Annotated in this window: 12 protein-coding genes; 4 read left to right on the forward strand and 8 right to left on the reverse strand. The window is 63.6% G+C overall.

Annotated features, from left to right (window positions below; all coding sequences use genetic code 11):
• The first annotated feature begins 2 nt into the window (after positions 1 to 2).
• The 3 genes from KSS90_RS17895 to KSS90_RS17905 all read left to right on the forward strand — a co-directional run bounded on the left by KSS90_RS17895 (position 3) and on the right by KSS90_RS17905 (position 3,621).
• Positions 3 to 578, forward strand: coding sequence for an ANTAR domain-containing response regulator (locus tag KSS90_RS17895; protein WP_217866653.1), 576 nt, complete (start codon positions 3 to 5; stop codon positions 576 to 578).
• Positions 579 to 741: 163 nt separating this feature from the next.
• Positions 742 to 1,953, forward strand: a complete 1,212-nt coding sequence (locus KSS90_RS17900) for a nitrate/nitrite transporter (RefSeq protein WP_217866654.1) — start codon at positions 742 to 744, stop codon at positions 1,951 to 1,953.
• Positions 1,954 to 1,962: 9 nt separating this feature from the next.
• Entirely contained in the window at positions 1,963 to 3,621 is a 1,659-nt protein-coding gene (locus KSS90_RS17905; protein ID WP_217866655.1) for a bifunctional protein-serine/threonine kinase/phosphatase, read from the forward strand.
• A gap of 94 nt (positions 3,622 to 3,715) precedes the next feature.
• On the opposite strand, the gene KSS90_RS17910 is transcribed toward KSS90_RS17905, so the two are convergent.
• From KSS90_RS17910 to ppsA, 8 genes are all read right to left on the reverse strand, one after another.
• Entirely contained in the window at positions 3,716 to 4,756 is a 1,041-nt protein-coding gene (locus KSS90_RS17910; RefSeq protein ID WP_023632142.1) for an OmpA family protein, read from the reverse strand.
• Positions 4,757 to 4,866: 110 nt separating this feature from the next.
• The gene (gene sigX, locus KSS90_RS17915) at positions 4,867 to 5,433 is read right to left on the reverse strand and encodes an RNA polymerase sigma factor SigX (protein WP_046854750.1); all 567 of its coding nucleotides are present in this window, start codon (positions 5,431 to 5,433) and stop codon (positions 4,867 to 4,869) included.
• 113 nt (positions 5,434 to 5,546) lie between these two features.
• The gene (locus KSS90_RS17920; RefSeq protein WP_217866656.1) at positions 5,547 to 6,371 is read right to left on the reverse strand and encodes a mechanosensitive ion channel family protein; all 825 of its coding nucleotides are present in this window, start codon (positions 6,369 to 6,371) and stop codon (positions 5,547 to 5,549) included.
• A 2-nt stretch (positions 6,372 to 6,373) separates the two neighbouring features.
• Complete coding sequence (locus KSS90_RS17925) at positions 6,374 to 6,637, reverse strand: hypothetical protein (RefSeq protein ID WP_038706516.1); 264 nt, start codon at positions 6,635 to 6,637, stop codon at positions 6,374 to 6,376.
• Between the two features lie 89 nt (positions 6,638 to 6,726).
• Entirely contained in the window at positions 6,727 to 7,722 is a 996-nt protein-coding gene (gene cmaX / locus KSS90_RS17930; protein WP_217866657.1) for a divalent cation transporter CmaX, read from the reverse strand.
• Positions 7,723 to 7,747: 25 nt separating this feature from the next.
• On the reverse strand, positions 7,748 to 8,239 hold the full coding sequence (rraA, locus tag KSS90_RS17935; protein WP_023630330.1) for a ribonuclease E activity regulator RraA: 492 nt from the start codon (positions 8,237 to 8,239) through the stop codon (positions 7,748 to 7,750).
• Positions 8,240 to 8,356: 117 nt separating this feature from the next.
• A complete protein-coding gene (locus KSS90_RS17940; RefSeq protein ID WP_217866658.1) occupies positions 8,357 to 9,349 on the reverse strand; it encodes an alpha/beta fold hydrolase in 993 nt (330 codons plus the stop codon).
• Between the two features lie 156 nt (positions 9,350 to 9,505).
• Positions 9,506 to 11,881 carry a phosphoenolpyruvate synthase gene (gene ppsA, locus KSS90_RS17945; protein ID WP_217866659.1) on the reverse strand — a complete coding sequence of 792 codons (2,376 nt, stop codon included), beginning with the start codon at positions 11,879 to 11,881 and terminating at the stop codon, positions 9,506 to 9,508.
• A gap of 178 nt (positions 11,882 to 12,059) precedes the next feature.
• Here ppsA and ppsR point away from each other — a divergent pair, with 178 nt between their 5' ends.
• Complete coding sequence (ppsR, locus tag KSS90_RS17950; RefSeq protein ID WP_217866660.1) at positions 12,060 to 12,878, forward strand: posphoenolpyruvate synthetase regulatory kinase/phosphorylase PpsR; 819 nt, start codon at positions 12,060 to 12,062, stop codon at positions 12,876 to 12,878.
• Positions 12,879 to 12,926: the final 48 nt, after the last annotated feature.

Consider the following 12,926-nt stretch of genomic DNA (forward strand, 5'->3'; position numbering starts at 1 on the left):
GCATGCTGCGTATCCTGCTGATCGACGACACCGAAAAGAAAGTCGGTCGTCTCAAGGTGGCCCTGATCGAGGCCGGCTTCGAAGTGATCGAGGCCGGCAACCTGAGCATCGACCTGCCCGCCTGTGTCGAAACGGTGCATCCGGATGTGGTGCTGATCGATACCGAGTCACCTGGCCGCGATGTGATGGAGCAGGTGGTGCTGGTCAGCCGCGATCGCCCCCATCCGATCGTGCTGTTCACCGACGAGCACGACCCCGACGTGATGCGCCAGGCGATCCAGGCTGGAGTCAGCGCCTACATCGTCGAGGGTATCCAGGCCACGCGCCTGCAGCCGATCCTCGACGTAGCCATGGCCCGTTTCGAGAGCGACCAGGCGCTGAAGGCGCAATTGCTGGCCCGCGACCAGCAACTGGCCGAGCGCAAGCGCATCGAGCAAGCCAAGGGGCTGCTGATGAAAATGAAGGACTGCAACGAGGAAGCGGCCTACACCCTGATGCGCCGCCAGGCCATGAGCCGCCAGCAGAAGCTGATCCAAGTAGCGGAACAGATCATCGCCATGTCGGAGATGCTGGGCTAGACCGGAAGACCTTGGCCCGCCTCTTGCTCATGCAACCCCGGGTAGCCAACGGCGGTTGCCCCCAGACCCCGACAAAGACGTCGCTTCCCCGCCACTCATCCGTGGACCGGGCAGCGGCGTCTTTTCGTTTCCGCCCTGTGTTGTGCGCCCCACGAGGTGTTCGATGAATACGAGCTTCTGGAAATCCGGGCATGTGCCCACCCTGTTCGCCGCCTTCCTGTATTTCGACCTGAGTTTCATGGTCTGGTACCTGCTCGGGCCGATGGCAGTGCAGATTGCCGCCGACCTGCACCTGACCGCACAGCAACGCGGCCTGATGGTGGCCACGCCGATCCTGGCCGGTGCGTTGCTGCGCTTTGCCATGGGCGTACTGGTCGATCGCCTGTCGCCCAAGACCGCCGGGCTGATCGGCCAGGTGGTGGTGATCGTCGCCCTGGCCTGTGCCTGGCAGCTGGGCGTGCGCAGCTACGAACAAGCCTTGCTGCTGGGTGTGTTCCTTGGTTTTGCCGGGGCCTCGTTCGCCGTGTCTCTGCCGCTGGCCTCGCAGTGGTACCCGCCACAGCACCAGGGCAAGGCCATGGGCATCGCCGGGGCCGGCAACTCCGGCACGGTGTTCGCCGCCCTGCTGGCGCCAGCGTTGGCCGCCGCCTTCGGCTGGAACAATGTGTTCGGCTTTGCCCTGCTGCCGCTGCTGCTGACCCTGGTGCTGTTCGCCTGGCTGGCCCGCAATGCCCCGCAACGGCCCAAGCCCAAGGCCATGGCCGACTACCTCAAGGCCCTCGGCGACCGCGACAGCTGGTGGTTCATGTTCTTCTACAGTGTCACCTTCGGCGGCTTCATCGGCCTGGCCAGCGCCCTGCCTGGCTATTTCAGCGACCAGTACGGCCTGAGCCCGGTGACCGCCGGCTACTACACCGCCGCCTGTGTGTTCGCCGGCAGCCTGATGCGCCCGCTCGGCGGAGCCCTGGCCGATCGCTTCGGCGGCATCCGCACCCTGCTGGCGATGTACAGCGTCGCCGCCGTGTGCATCGCGGCGGTGGGCTTCAACCTGCCCAGCGCGGCGGCGGCACTGGTACTGTTCGTCAGCGCCATGCTCGGGCTGGGTGCGGGCAATGGCGCGGTGTTCCAGCTGGTGCCGCAGCGCTTCCGCCAGGAGATAGGGGTGATGACCGGGCTGATCGGCATGGCCGGCGGTATCGGCGGTTTCCTGCTCGCCGCGGGCCTTGGCACTATCAAGCAGCACACCGGCGACTACCAGCTCGGCCTATGGCTGTTCGCCAGCCTGGGCCTATTGGCTTGGTTCGGCCTGCATGGCGTCAAGCAGCGCTGGCGCACGACCTGGGGCTCGGCCGCGGTCACCGCGGCACGGGTCTGAGGCCGCGCGATGAGCCTGCAACTGAGCTTCGCTCATGCCAGCGCCACCGGGCCGCGCACGGAAAACCAGGATGCCCTGCGCCTGGTCACCCCGGCAGCGGAGCTCGCGGCCAGCAAGGGCTACCTGTGCGCACTGGCCGACGGCGTCAGCCAGTGCGCCGACGGCGGCCTGGCGGCGCGAGCCAGCTTGCAGGCCCTGGCCCTGGACTACTACGCCACGCCCGCCACCTGGAGCGTGGCCCAGGCCCTGGACCGCCTGCTCATGGCGCAGAACCGCTGGCTGCGCGCCCAAGGCAACGGCCAGCCGCTGCTCACCACCCTCAGTGCCCTGGTGCTACGCGGACGACGCTTCACCCTCGCCCATGTCGGTGACTGCCGGGTGTATCGCTGGCAGGCCGGGAAACTGCAGTGCCTGAGCGAAGACCACGTCTGGGACCAGCCCGGCATGCAGCACGTGCTCAAGCGGGCACTGGGGCTGGACCAGCAGTTACTGGTGGACTACCTGGAGGGCGACTTGTGCGAAGGCGAGTGCTTCGTACTGCTCAGCGACGGCGTGTGGGCCAGCCTCGACGAGGCACATATCCAGTCGATCCTGCGCGAGCAAACCGACTTGCAGGAAGCCGCCGACACGCTGGTGGCCAGCGCCCATCACCGCGGCAGCCAGGACAATGCCAGCGCCCTGTTGGTGCGGGTCGACCGGTTGGGCGCGAACAACCTGGGCGACACTCTGGCCCAGCTCAAGCAGTGGCCGCTGCCAGGTGCGCTGCGTGGCGGTCAGTCGATCGATGGCTGGCAGGTCGACGCTTTGCTGGCTCAGAGTCGGCAATCGCTGCTCTACCGGGTCCGCGACCCGCATGGCCAGCCTTGGCTGCTCAAGACCCTGCCGCAGTCGCGAGACCAGGAGCCAGGAGCGGCCCAGGCCCTTCTGCTGGAGGAGTGGTTCCTACGCCGGGTCGCTGGCCGCCACTTCCCAGAGGTGCATCCAGCCAGCCAACGCCAGCATCTGTATTACCTGATGCGTGAATACCCCGGCACGACACTGGCCGGGCAGTCTCTGCTACCGCTGGCGCAATGGCTGGAGGTCGCCCGCCAGCTGCTACAGACTGTCGGCGCGCTGCATCGACGCAACCTGCTGCACCGCGACATCAAGCCAGAAAACCTGCATCACGGCAGCGACGGCCAACTGCGCCTGCTGGACTTCGGGCTGGCGTATTGCCCTGGGCTTTCCGAGGATCCGCCCCATGCCTTGCCGGGCACGCCCTCGTTCCTTGCCCCGGAAGCCTTCGACGGCCTGCCACCCACGCCGCGTCAGGATCTGTATGCCGTGGGCGTGACGCTTTATCTCCTGCTCACCGGCCACTACCCCTACGGTGAGGTCGAGGCATTCCAGCGGCCACGCTTCGGTACGCCAGTGAACCCGGCGCGCTACCGCCCGGATGTGCCGGAGTGGTTGCAGCACAACCTGTTGCAGGCGGTGGCGGCAGACCCGGCGCAGCGGTTCGAGACCGCCGAGCAATGGTTGCTGTTGCTGGAACGGGGAGATCGCCAGGAACTGGACGCGCGGCCACGGCCGCTGCTGGAGCGCGAGCCTTTGAAGGTATGGCGCACGATTGGCCTGCTGTCGATGTTGTTGAACATGGTGCTGTTGCTGGTACTGCTCAAGCACTGAGCACGCAGGGGCATCACACGCCATACGCCCCCCAGAAATCGCGGACAAAGAAAAACCCGGCCGAGGCCGGGTTTTTCGTGAAGCATCAAACCAATTACTTGGCCTGGGCTTCTACCTGAGCTTCTACGCGACGGTTGACGGCGCGGCCAGCTTCGGTGGCGTTGTCGGCGACCGGACGGGTCTCGCCGTAGCCAACCGAGTCAACACGGCTCGATTCAACACCGTACTGCTGGGTCAGGACTTGCTTGACAGCGTTGGCACGACGCTCGGACAGCTTCTGGTTGTAAGCGTCTGGGCCGACGGAGTCAGTGTGACCTTCCACGGTGGTGGTGGTCTGTGGGTACTGCTTCATGAAGTCAGCCAGGTTCTTGATGTCGCCGTAGCTGTTTGGCTTGACGACCGACTTGTCGAAGTCGAACTTGACGTCCAGCTCAACGCGAACGACTTCGGCAACAGCCGGGCAGCCATCAGCGTCAACGGTAACGTTGGCTGGGGTGTCAGGGCACTTGTCGACGTTGTCGCAGACGCCGTCGTTGTCGCTGTCGGAGCAGACTTCGGCAACTGGAGCCGGCGCAGGAGCGGCTTTCTGGCCACCGCTGCCACCGAAGTTCAGACCCAGACCAACGGTCGGACCCCACTCGGTGTTGCCGTTGTCGATGTTGTACATGGCTTCTACGCCGGCACGGGCGAAGAACATGTCGGTGATGTACCACTTGGCGCCAGCGCCAACGTTGGCGAAGGTGGAGTGGTCACGGCCGCTACGGGTAGCCTGGCCCAGGCTCTCGTGAGCGAAGCCGGCGGAAACGTACGGACGCAGTGCGTCGCCTACGGTACCGAAGTGGTAGGTGGCGTCGAGCTTGGTCTTGGAGCCTTTGATGTCTTTGTTGAAGACTTCACCACGAGCGTTGTGGGTCTCGTTGTAGCCCAGGTCCAGGGAGACGTCGTCGGTCAGGAAGTAGCCGAGGCGAACACCAGGGTTGGTGCCGTCGTTCTTGAAGTTACGCTCGCTGTCGTAGAACTGCTTGGTAACGTTACCTTCGATTTCGACCGCGCCTTGGCCTTGAGCCAGAGCGCCGAGCGAAGTCACGGCTACGAGAGAGCCAATGGCCAAGCCCAAGGTGTTTTTCAATTTCATCCGTTAAATCCCCATCTGGTGATAGTTAAGCAGTCCCACCAACATCCGGGGGACAACTCGACGGCAAGTCTAGCAGAACTTGCCGGTTGGTTAGAGGTATTTGCAGGCCACTAAGTTTCAGCCACGCCTGCAAATTTCTCTCTAAGCTTGTCGAGCGCACGCTTGTAGCGCATTTTCGTGGCGCTCAGGCCCATGTGCATGATGTCCGCGATTTCCTGGAATTCCAGCTCCGCGACAAAGCGCAGCACCAGGATTTCCCGGTCGATCGGGTTCACATGCACCAGCCATTTGTCCAGCCCGCCTTTTTCTTCCGGCTTCGGTGCCTTGTCCTCGGACGCCTCTTCGACAGGGTCCAGGCTCAGCGCATCCATTAGCCGGCGTTTGCGACGCTCCTTGCGGTACTGGGTGATGCATTCGTTGTAGGTGATGCTGTAGAGCCAAGTCTTGAACTTGGATTTGCCCTCGAAGTTCTTCAACCCGTAGAGCACCTTGAGCATCACCTCCTGACAGACATCGTCGGCATCCCGATCGTTCCCCAGGTAGCGCGCACAGACATTGAACAGCGTGCGCTGGTAGCGCCGCATGAGTTCCTCATAGGCGCGGGTGACGTGAAACAGCTCCTCATGCGAACGCGCCACCAACTCCTCGTCGGTGAGCTCGCGGGGGTCATAGCGCATGGGCGGCGAATGAACTTTATTCAAAACGGATCTGGCCGACAGTCAGGTCAATGTCGCCGCACAGCCCCGTGGGCCGATTTTTGCGGCGGCATACATTAACAGCTTTTGTGCGGTTAGCGGCTATTCACGCGCTGCTCGAGCAGCTCGCGATTAGACAACGACACCAGTTCGCCATCATCGGTCAGCACGGTCGTCTTGACCGTGCCGATCTCCTCGATGTGCCCTTCGACCTCGCCAATCCGCACCTGCTGGCCAACCTGGTAGAGCTCACGCACGTAGATCCCGGCCAGGATCTGTCCGGCGATTTCGCGGCTGCCCAGGCCCATCGCCAGGGCAATTGCCAGACCAACGGTAATCAGCCCGATGACGATCACGTGGTTGAGCAGGTCGGTCTTGACCTCCAGCTGGCTGATGGCCACCGAAATACTGATGATGATCACCAGGCCCTGGACGATACGCCCGACGCCAGCGGCGTACTCCAGGCCGATGCCCTCGGCGGCGCCGCGCACAAGGCCGTTGGCCAGTTGCGCCAACAGCACGCCGGCCAGCAATACCAACGCTGCGCCGAACACCTTGGGCAGGTACAGCGCCAGCATGTCCAGGGTTGCCGAGACCCGCTCCAGGCCCAGCGATTCAGCCGCCGAAACCAGGAAGATCAACAGCACGAACCAATAGACGATCTTGCCGATCAGCGTCGAAATCGGTACCTGGATACCAATCCGGGCGAGCATCTTGGTCAGGCCGGTACCGCTCATCAGACGGTCCAGGCCGAACTTGGCCAGCACTTTCGACAGCAAGGTGTCGAGTAGCTTGGCCACGACGAAACCAAGCAGCACCACGACCAGCGCGCCGAACAGGTTGGGGATGAAGTTCGCCACCTTGGTCCAAAGGGCAGTCATGGCGGTGACCAGGCTCTGGGTCCAGAGATCGAGTTCCATATTCAATCGGCCTTATCTGCAGGGCTGCCTGCGGCAGGGTTGCGGGTAGAGTTGCGGCGCACCGGCGCGACATGCGCCGAGCCATTGTTCACGGCGATCAGCAGCGCCTGGCTCCAGCGGCCAAGCAGGCTGAACAGATCGCCCGCGCCGACCTGGCGGTTGGCGGTCTTGAGCACACGACCCAGACACGCGGCGTCGTCACGGTCCTGGCCGGACGGCGACGCCTTGAGCAGGTCGCGCAGGGATTCTTCAAACGGATCGTGCATGGGCACCTCGCGCAATGTCAGTCAAAGACGTGGGTGCCGGGCGATGGGTCACACCCGCCCCTGGGACGAATGTTTCAAATTGCCTCATTTCAGACCCAGCGCAGTCGACGGAGCAACCACCACTGCCCCGCCGCCAGCCCCAGCACGACGATGCAGGCGAACAGGAAACCATAAGGGTTTTCCGCCCCGGGAATACCGCCGACATTGATGCCCAGCAATCCGGTGATAAAGCTCATGGGCAGGAAGATGCAGGTGATGATGCCGAAACGGTACATGGTCCGGTTCATCCGCTCGCTGCGCCGCCGATCCTCGCTTTCCAGCACCAGCGCGGCTCGCTCGCGGGCCAGTTCCAGCTCCTCGAGGTAGCGGATCAGGCTGTTGTTCAGCTCGTTCCAGTAATCCCCGTCTGCCTCGGCGAACCAGCTGCATTTATTGCGCGAAAGCTGGGCATAGATATCGCGCTGGGGGGCGAGGAAACGGCGCAGGCCGGCGGCACGACGGCGAATCTGCTGCAGGCTGCCCTGGGCCGGGGAATACCGTTCGTCGGATTCTGCCTTTTCCTCTTCCAGATCGACCGCTTCGGACAAGTCGCTGACCAGCGCTTGGACCTTTTCGGTCAGCAGTTCGCCCATCAGCAACAACAGTTCGGAAGCCGTTTTCGGCCCCCTGCCCTCGTCCAATTGCTGGAGCACCTCATCACTCGCGCGCAACGGCCGTAACCGCAGAGAGATGACCCGCCGCGCCTCGGCGAAGATGCGCACAGAGACCATGTCCTCGGGTTCGGCGCCCGGGTTGAGATTGACCCCGCGCAGGAACAGCAGCATTTGCTCGTCGGCCATCTGCAACAGACGCGGACGGGTGTTCTCCTCAAGCAACAGTTCGCAAGCGAACTCGCTCAGACCGCTGTCGTGCAGCAGCCAGGTGCGGGTCTGCGGATGGCTACGGTCCCAGTGCAGCCACAGGCTCTCCTGGGGCTGCAACTGCAGGTCGTCCAGCTCGGTGCGGGCGATCGAACGCGCGCCACCCTTGCCATCGAGCACCAGGGCATGCACCAGGCCCCATTGCGCGTTGTCTTCCTCGAACATCAAAGCTCCATGGGTGTGCGGCGAATCACTCGGGCATCTTCAGCGGGCTTGGCGAGACCAGCACGCCATTGTTGTCGGCGTACACGTATTCGCCCGGGCGGAAGGTCACGCCGGCAAAGGTCACCGCGACGTTGAGGTCGCCAATGCCGCGCTTGTCGGTCTTCATCGGGTGGCTGGCCAGGGCCTGGATACCGACATCGGTCTGCGCCAGCACGTCCACGTCACGCACGCAGCCGTAGATCAGCAGGCCTTCCCAGCCATTCTTCGCGGCCTTCTCGGCGAGCATGTCGCCCAGCAGCGCCCGGCGCAGCGAGCCGCCGCCATCGACCACCAGGACCTTGCCCTTGCCATCGAGCTCGACTTGCTCCTTGACCAGGGAGTTGTCTTCGAAGCACTTGATGGTGACGATCTGGCCGCCGAACGAGTCGTGGCCGCCAAAGTTGCTGAACATGGGTTCGAGCACCTGGACCAGGTCCGGATAGGCGTCGCACAGGTCGGGCGTTACGTAATGCTGCATGGGAAACTCCTGTCAGTCACAACGAAAGCGGGTGTCGGCCAAGGCTACACCTTGGAAGGGCCGGCAGTCATCCGGGACCGAGCAGTCAGTTGAACCATCGCCGCACCGGCCGATGTTTCAACTGGCAGCCACAGGCTCCATCACCACCGTCGAGGCATGCACCGGTACCAGGGGGTCGCGCAGCCAGCGCTCCACCAAGGGCCATACCTGGGTCTGCGCCGCCTTGCTGACCAGCATGTCGACATGCCCGAACGCCTCGAAGCCCTCCTCCCGACCCAGGCGCAGGAACTGCCTGGCATCACCGCCAAACTGCTCGAACAGCTTGCGGCAGGCCCACACCGGATCCTGGAAGTCACCAGCCCCGGCCACCGCCAGCAGCGGCACCTCGACTTCGGCCAGCCCCGCCCACCAGTCCTTCTCCTTGTCGCCGAAGCGGCCGAACAGGCCATTCCAGCGCAGGCTCTCCAGGGCCAGGCCGATGGGTTCGTCTTCCGGACCACGCTTGAGGCGCGAACCGGAAATCTGTGCAAAGCGCTTGAGCAGCACGCGCGCGCCCCACTCCACCGGTGGCACTTTCAATGGCCAGTAGACCCGGCTGACCTGGGTGCCGAACAGCGCCGCACTGGCCACCAGCCCGGCGTCCAGGTAACCGCTGCCCAGCGCCGCCGCCAACGTGGTGCCGCCCAGCGAGTGGCCAATCCAGCACGGCGCCTGCCCTGCCATTTCATGAACGAAGGCGCCGATCACCGGCAGATCGTAGCGCGCATAGTCGGCCACGCGGTTCTGCCGCCAGTCGCGGTTGCGCGGCGACAGGCCGTGGCCGCGCATCTCCGGGATCCACACATCGAAACCGGCGCGTGCCAGGTAGGCGCCCAGGCCGATGCCCTTGGGCGAATACCAGAAACGCCGGTTGGAGAAGCTACCGTGCAGGAGGATGACCGGCACGCCCTGGACGCGGTCCTGATCGGCCAGGCCCAGGCGGGTGACGGCCAGCTCTACGCTCACATCCGGGCTGTTGCCGGCCTTGATCCGGTAGACGTCTTCGCTTAGGTCGCCGCGGCGCTCGGCACTGAGCAACGCGACGGGAAATTGGGTGCTGCTGCTTTGCATGGGTCACAAACTTCTAGGAGATAAAAACGTCGGAGCGGGCTTGCCCCGCGATGGCATCAGGCCAGGTGACACTAGTGTCAGCGCTGACGCCATCGCGGGGCAAGCCCGCTCCCACGATTCGATACAGGGGCCCGGCACGCGCCCCTGATCAGTACATCAGGCCGCGCCCTGGCCTTCGGCCAGGAAGAACCAGGTCTCGAGCACCGAGTCCGGGTTCAGCGACACGCTTTCGATGCCCTGTTCCATCAGCCATTTGGCCAGGTCCGGGTGGTCCGACGGGCCCTGGCCGCAGATGCCGATGTACTTCCCGGCCTTGTTGCACGCGGCGATGGCGTTGGCCAGCAGCTTCTTCACCGCAGGATTTCGCTCATCGAACAGGTGGGCGATGATGCCGGAGTCACGGTCCAGGCCCAAGGTCAGCTGGGTCAGGTCGTTAGAGCCGATGGAGAAGCCGTCGAAGTACTCGAGGAACTCTTCGGCCAGGATGGCGTTGGACGGCAGCTCGCACATCATGATCACGCGCAGGCCGTTGTCGCCGCGGGCCAGACCGTTCTCGGCGAGCAAGTCGACGACCTGGCTGGCCTCGCCCAGGGTACGCACGAACGGCACCATGATCTCGACGTTGGTCAGGCCCATCTCGTTGCGCACGCGCTTCAGCGCACGGCACTCGAGCTCGAAGCAGTCACGGAACGACTCGCTGATGTAGCGCGAGGCGCCACGGAAGCCCAGCATCGGGTTTTCTTCTTCCGGCTCGTAGAGCTTGCCGCCGATCAGGTTGGCGTATTCGTTGGACTTGAAGTCCGACAGGCGCACGATGACCTTTTTCGGGTAGAAGGCCGCTGCCAGGGTGCTGATGCCCTCGACCAGCTTCTCGACATAGAAGCCGACCGGGTCGTTGTAGCCGGCAATGCGCTTGTCGACGCTCTCTTTCAGCTCCGGTGGCAGGCCGGCGTAGTTGAGCAGCGCCTTGGGATGCACGCCGATCATGCGGTTGATGATGAACTCCAGGCGCGCCAGGCCGACACCGGCATTGGGCAACTGGGCGAAGTCGAAGGCGCGGTCCGGGTTGCCGACGTTCATCATGATCTTGAACGGCAGCTCCGGCATGGCATCGACCGAGTTCTGCTTGATGTCGAAGCCCAGTTCACCTTCGAAGATGAAGCCGGTATCGCCTTCGGCGCAGGAAACGGTGACGCCCTGGCCATCTTTCAGGACCTGGGTGGCGTTGCCGCAGCCGACGACGGCCGGGATGCCCAGTTCACGGGCGATGATCGCCGCATGGCAGGTACGCCCGCCACGGTTGGTGACGATGGCACTGGCGCGCTTCATCACCGGCTCCCAGTCCGGATCGGTCATGTCCGAGACCAGCACATCGCCTGGCTGGACCTTGTCCATCTCGGACACGTCGTTGATCACGCGGACCTTGCCGGCGCCGATGCGCTGGCCGATGGCACGGCCCTCGACCAGCACGGTGCCCTTCTCTTTCAGCAGGTAGCGCTCCATGACATTGGCGCTGGCGCGGCTCTTCACGGTCTCGGGACGGGCCTGGACGATGTACAGCTTGCCGTCGTCACCGTCCTTGGCCCACTCGATGTCCATCGGGCGCTGGTAGTGCTGCTCGATGATCATGGCCTGCTTGGCCAGTTCGTTGACTTCGGCGTCGCTCAGGCAGAAGCGCGCACGCTCGGCGCGGTCGACCTCGACGGTCTTGACCGAACGACCGGCCTTGGCCTCGTCGCCATAGACCATCTTGATCGCCTTGCTGCCCAGGTTGCGGCGCAGGATCGCCGGGCGACCGGCCTGCAAGGTGTTCTTATGCACGTAAAACTCGTCCGGGTTGACCGCACCCTGGACCACGGTTTCACCCAGGCCATAGGCACCGGTGATGAACACCACGTCGCGGAAGCCCGACTCGGTGTCCAGGGTGAACATCACGCCGGCGGTGCCGGTCTCGGAGCGGACCATGCGCTGCACGCCGGCGGACAGGGCGACCAGCTTGTGGTCGAAGCCCTGATGCACGCGGTAGGAAATGGCGCGATCGTTGAACAGCGAGGCGAACACTTCCTTGGCCGCGCGGATCACGTTGTCGACGCCACGGATGTTGAGGAAGGTCTCCTGCTGGCCGGCGAAGGAGGCGTCCGGCAGGTCTTCGGCGGTGGCCGAGGAGCGCACGGCCACGGCCATGTTGTCATTGCCTTGGGACATTTCGGCGAAGGCGGTTCGGATTTCCGAATCGAGACGCGCCGGGAAATCGGCTTCCATCACCCACTGGCGGATCTGCGCGCCGGTCTTGGCCAGGGCGTTGACATCGTCGACATCCAGCGCGTCGAGCGCCGCATGGATGCGGTCGTTGAGGCCACTTTGCTCGAGAAAATCGCGGTACGCCTGAGCCGTAGTGGCAAAGCCGCCCGGCACCGAGACACCGGCACCTGCGAGGTTACTGATCATCTCGCCCAGGGATGCGTTCTTGCCCCCCACATGCTCCACATCATGGACGCCGAGCTTATCGAGGGAAACTACGTACTCTACCAAGGTGATCTCTCCACTAACTGTATTGGAAAAGCTCAAGGGCGCCCGCCTGCCTGACTGACTGGGCCGGACGCTTGTGGCCTGGACCTGGAAAATAAGTGAGAATGCCGTGCAACCGCGTTCGGCAAACCGAACCTATCATATCCAGAAATCTTCGGCAGCTTAAGGCCCCCAGGTGCAAATGAAACGAACCGCGTTCTTCATCTCCGACGGTACCGGCATCACTGCAGAAACGCTGGGCCAGAGCCTGCTCGCACAATTCGAGAGCATTCCGTTCAATAAATTCACGCGCCCCTACATCGATACGCTGGAAAAGGCCCGGGCCATGGTCCAGCAAATCAACGCCGCGGCCGAGCGCGACGGGGTGCGTCCGATCATTTTCGACACCATCGTCAACCAGGACATCCGTGAGGTCATGGCCACGTCCAATGGCTTCATGATCGACATCTTCTCGACGTTTTTATCCCCGCTCGAGCAGGAATTGACTGCCCATTCGTCGTATTCCGTGGGTAAGTCCCACTCGATCGGTGGCAATTCCAACTACATGGAGCGTATCGAGGCGGTCAACTTCGCCCTGGACAACGACGATGGCGCGCGTACCCACTACTACGACAAGGCCGACCTGATCCTGGTGGGCGTGTCGCGTTGCGGCAAAACTCCGACCTGCCTGTACATGGCCATGCAGTTCGGCATCCGCGCCGCCAACTACCCGCTGACCGAGGACGACATGGAACGCCTGCAGCTGCCGGCGGTGCTGAAGAAGCACCACAACAAGCTGTTCGGCCTGACCATCGACCCTGACCGCCTGACCGCGATCCGCCACGAACGCAAGCCCAACAGCCGCTATTCGAGCTTCGCCCAGTGCGAGTTCGAGGTGCGTGAGGTGGAGAACCTGTTCCGTCGGGAGAACATTCCCAATATCAACTCCACGCATTTTTCGGTGGAAGAGATTTCGGCGAAGATCCTGGTGGAGAAAGGGGTGGAGCGGCGCTTCAAGTAGGCCTGCCAGGGCCTCAGGCAATGAGGCCGGAAAGCCAGTGCAAAACCC

Source organism: Pseudomonas maumuensis (genome assembly GCF_019139675.1).
Lineage (GTDB): Bacteria > Pseudomonadota > Gammaproteobacteria > Pseudomonadales > Pseudomonadaceae > Aquipseudomonas > Aquipseudomonas maumuensis.

What these genes read in the sequence shown, in the direction of transcription:
- KSS90_RS17895 (WP_217866653.1), top strand. Translation starts at nt 3, where the DNA reads ATGCTGCGTATCCTGCTGATCGACGACACCGAAAAGAAAGTCGGTCGT.
- KSS90_RS17900 (WP_217866654.1), top strand. Translation starts at nt 742, where the DNA reads ATGAATACGAGCTTCTGGAAATCCGGGCATGTGCCCACCCTGTTCGCC.
- KSS90_RS17905 (WP_217866655.1), top strand. Translation starts at nt 1,963, where the DNA reads ATGAGCCTGCAACTGAGCTTCGCTCATGCCAGCGCCACCGGGCCGCGC.
- KSS90_RS17910 (WP_023632142.1), bottom strand. Translation starts at nt 4,756, where the DNA reads ATGAAATTGAAAAACACCTTGGGCTTGGCCATTGGCTCTCTCGTAGCC.
- sigX (WP_046854750.1), bottom strand. Translation starts at nt 5,433, where the DNA reads ATGCGCTATGACCCCCGCGAGCTCACCGACGAGGAGTTGGTGGCGCGT.
- KSS90_RS17920 (WP_217866656.1), bottom strand. Translation starts at nt 6,371, where the DNA reads ATGGAACTCGATCTCTGGACCCAGAGCCTGGTCACCGCCATGACTGCC.
- KSS90_RS17925 (WP_038706516.1), bottom strand. Translation starts at nt 6,637, where the DNA reads ATGCACGATCCGTTTGAAGAATCCCTGCGCGACCTGCTCAAGGCGTCG.
- cmaX (WP_217866657.1), bottom strand. Translation starts at nt 7,722, where the DNA reads ATGTTCGAGGAAGACAACGCGCAATGGGGCCTGGTGCATGCCCTGGTG.
- rraA (WP_023630330.1), bottom strand. Translation starts at nt 8,239, where the DNA reads ATGCAGCATTACGTAACGCCCGACCTGTGCGACGCCTATCCGGACCTG.
- KSS90_RS17940 (WP_217866658.1), bottom strand. Translation starts at nt 9,349, where the DNA reads ATGCAAAGCAGCAGCACCCAATTTCCCGTCGCGTTGCTCAGTGCCGAG.
- ppsR (WP_217866660.1), top strand. Translation starts at nt 12,060, where the DNA reads ATGAAACGAACCGCGTTCTTCATCTCCGACGGTACCGGCATCACTGCA.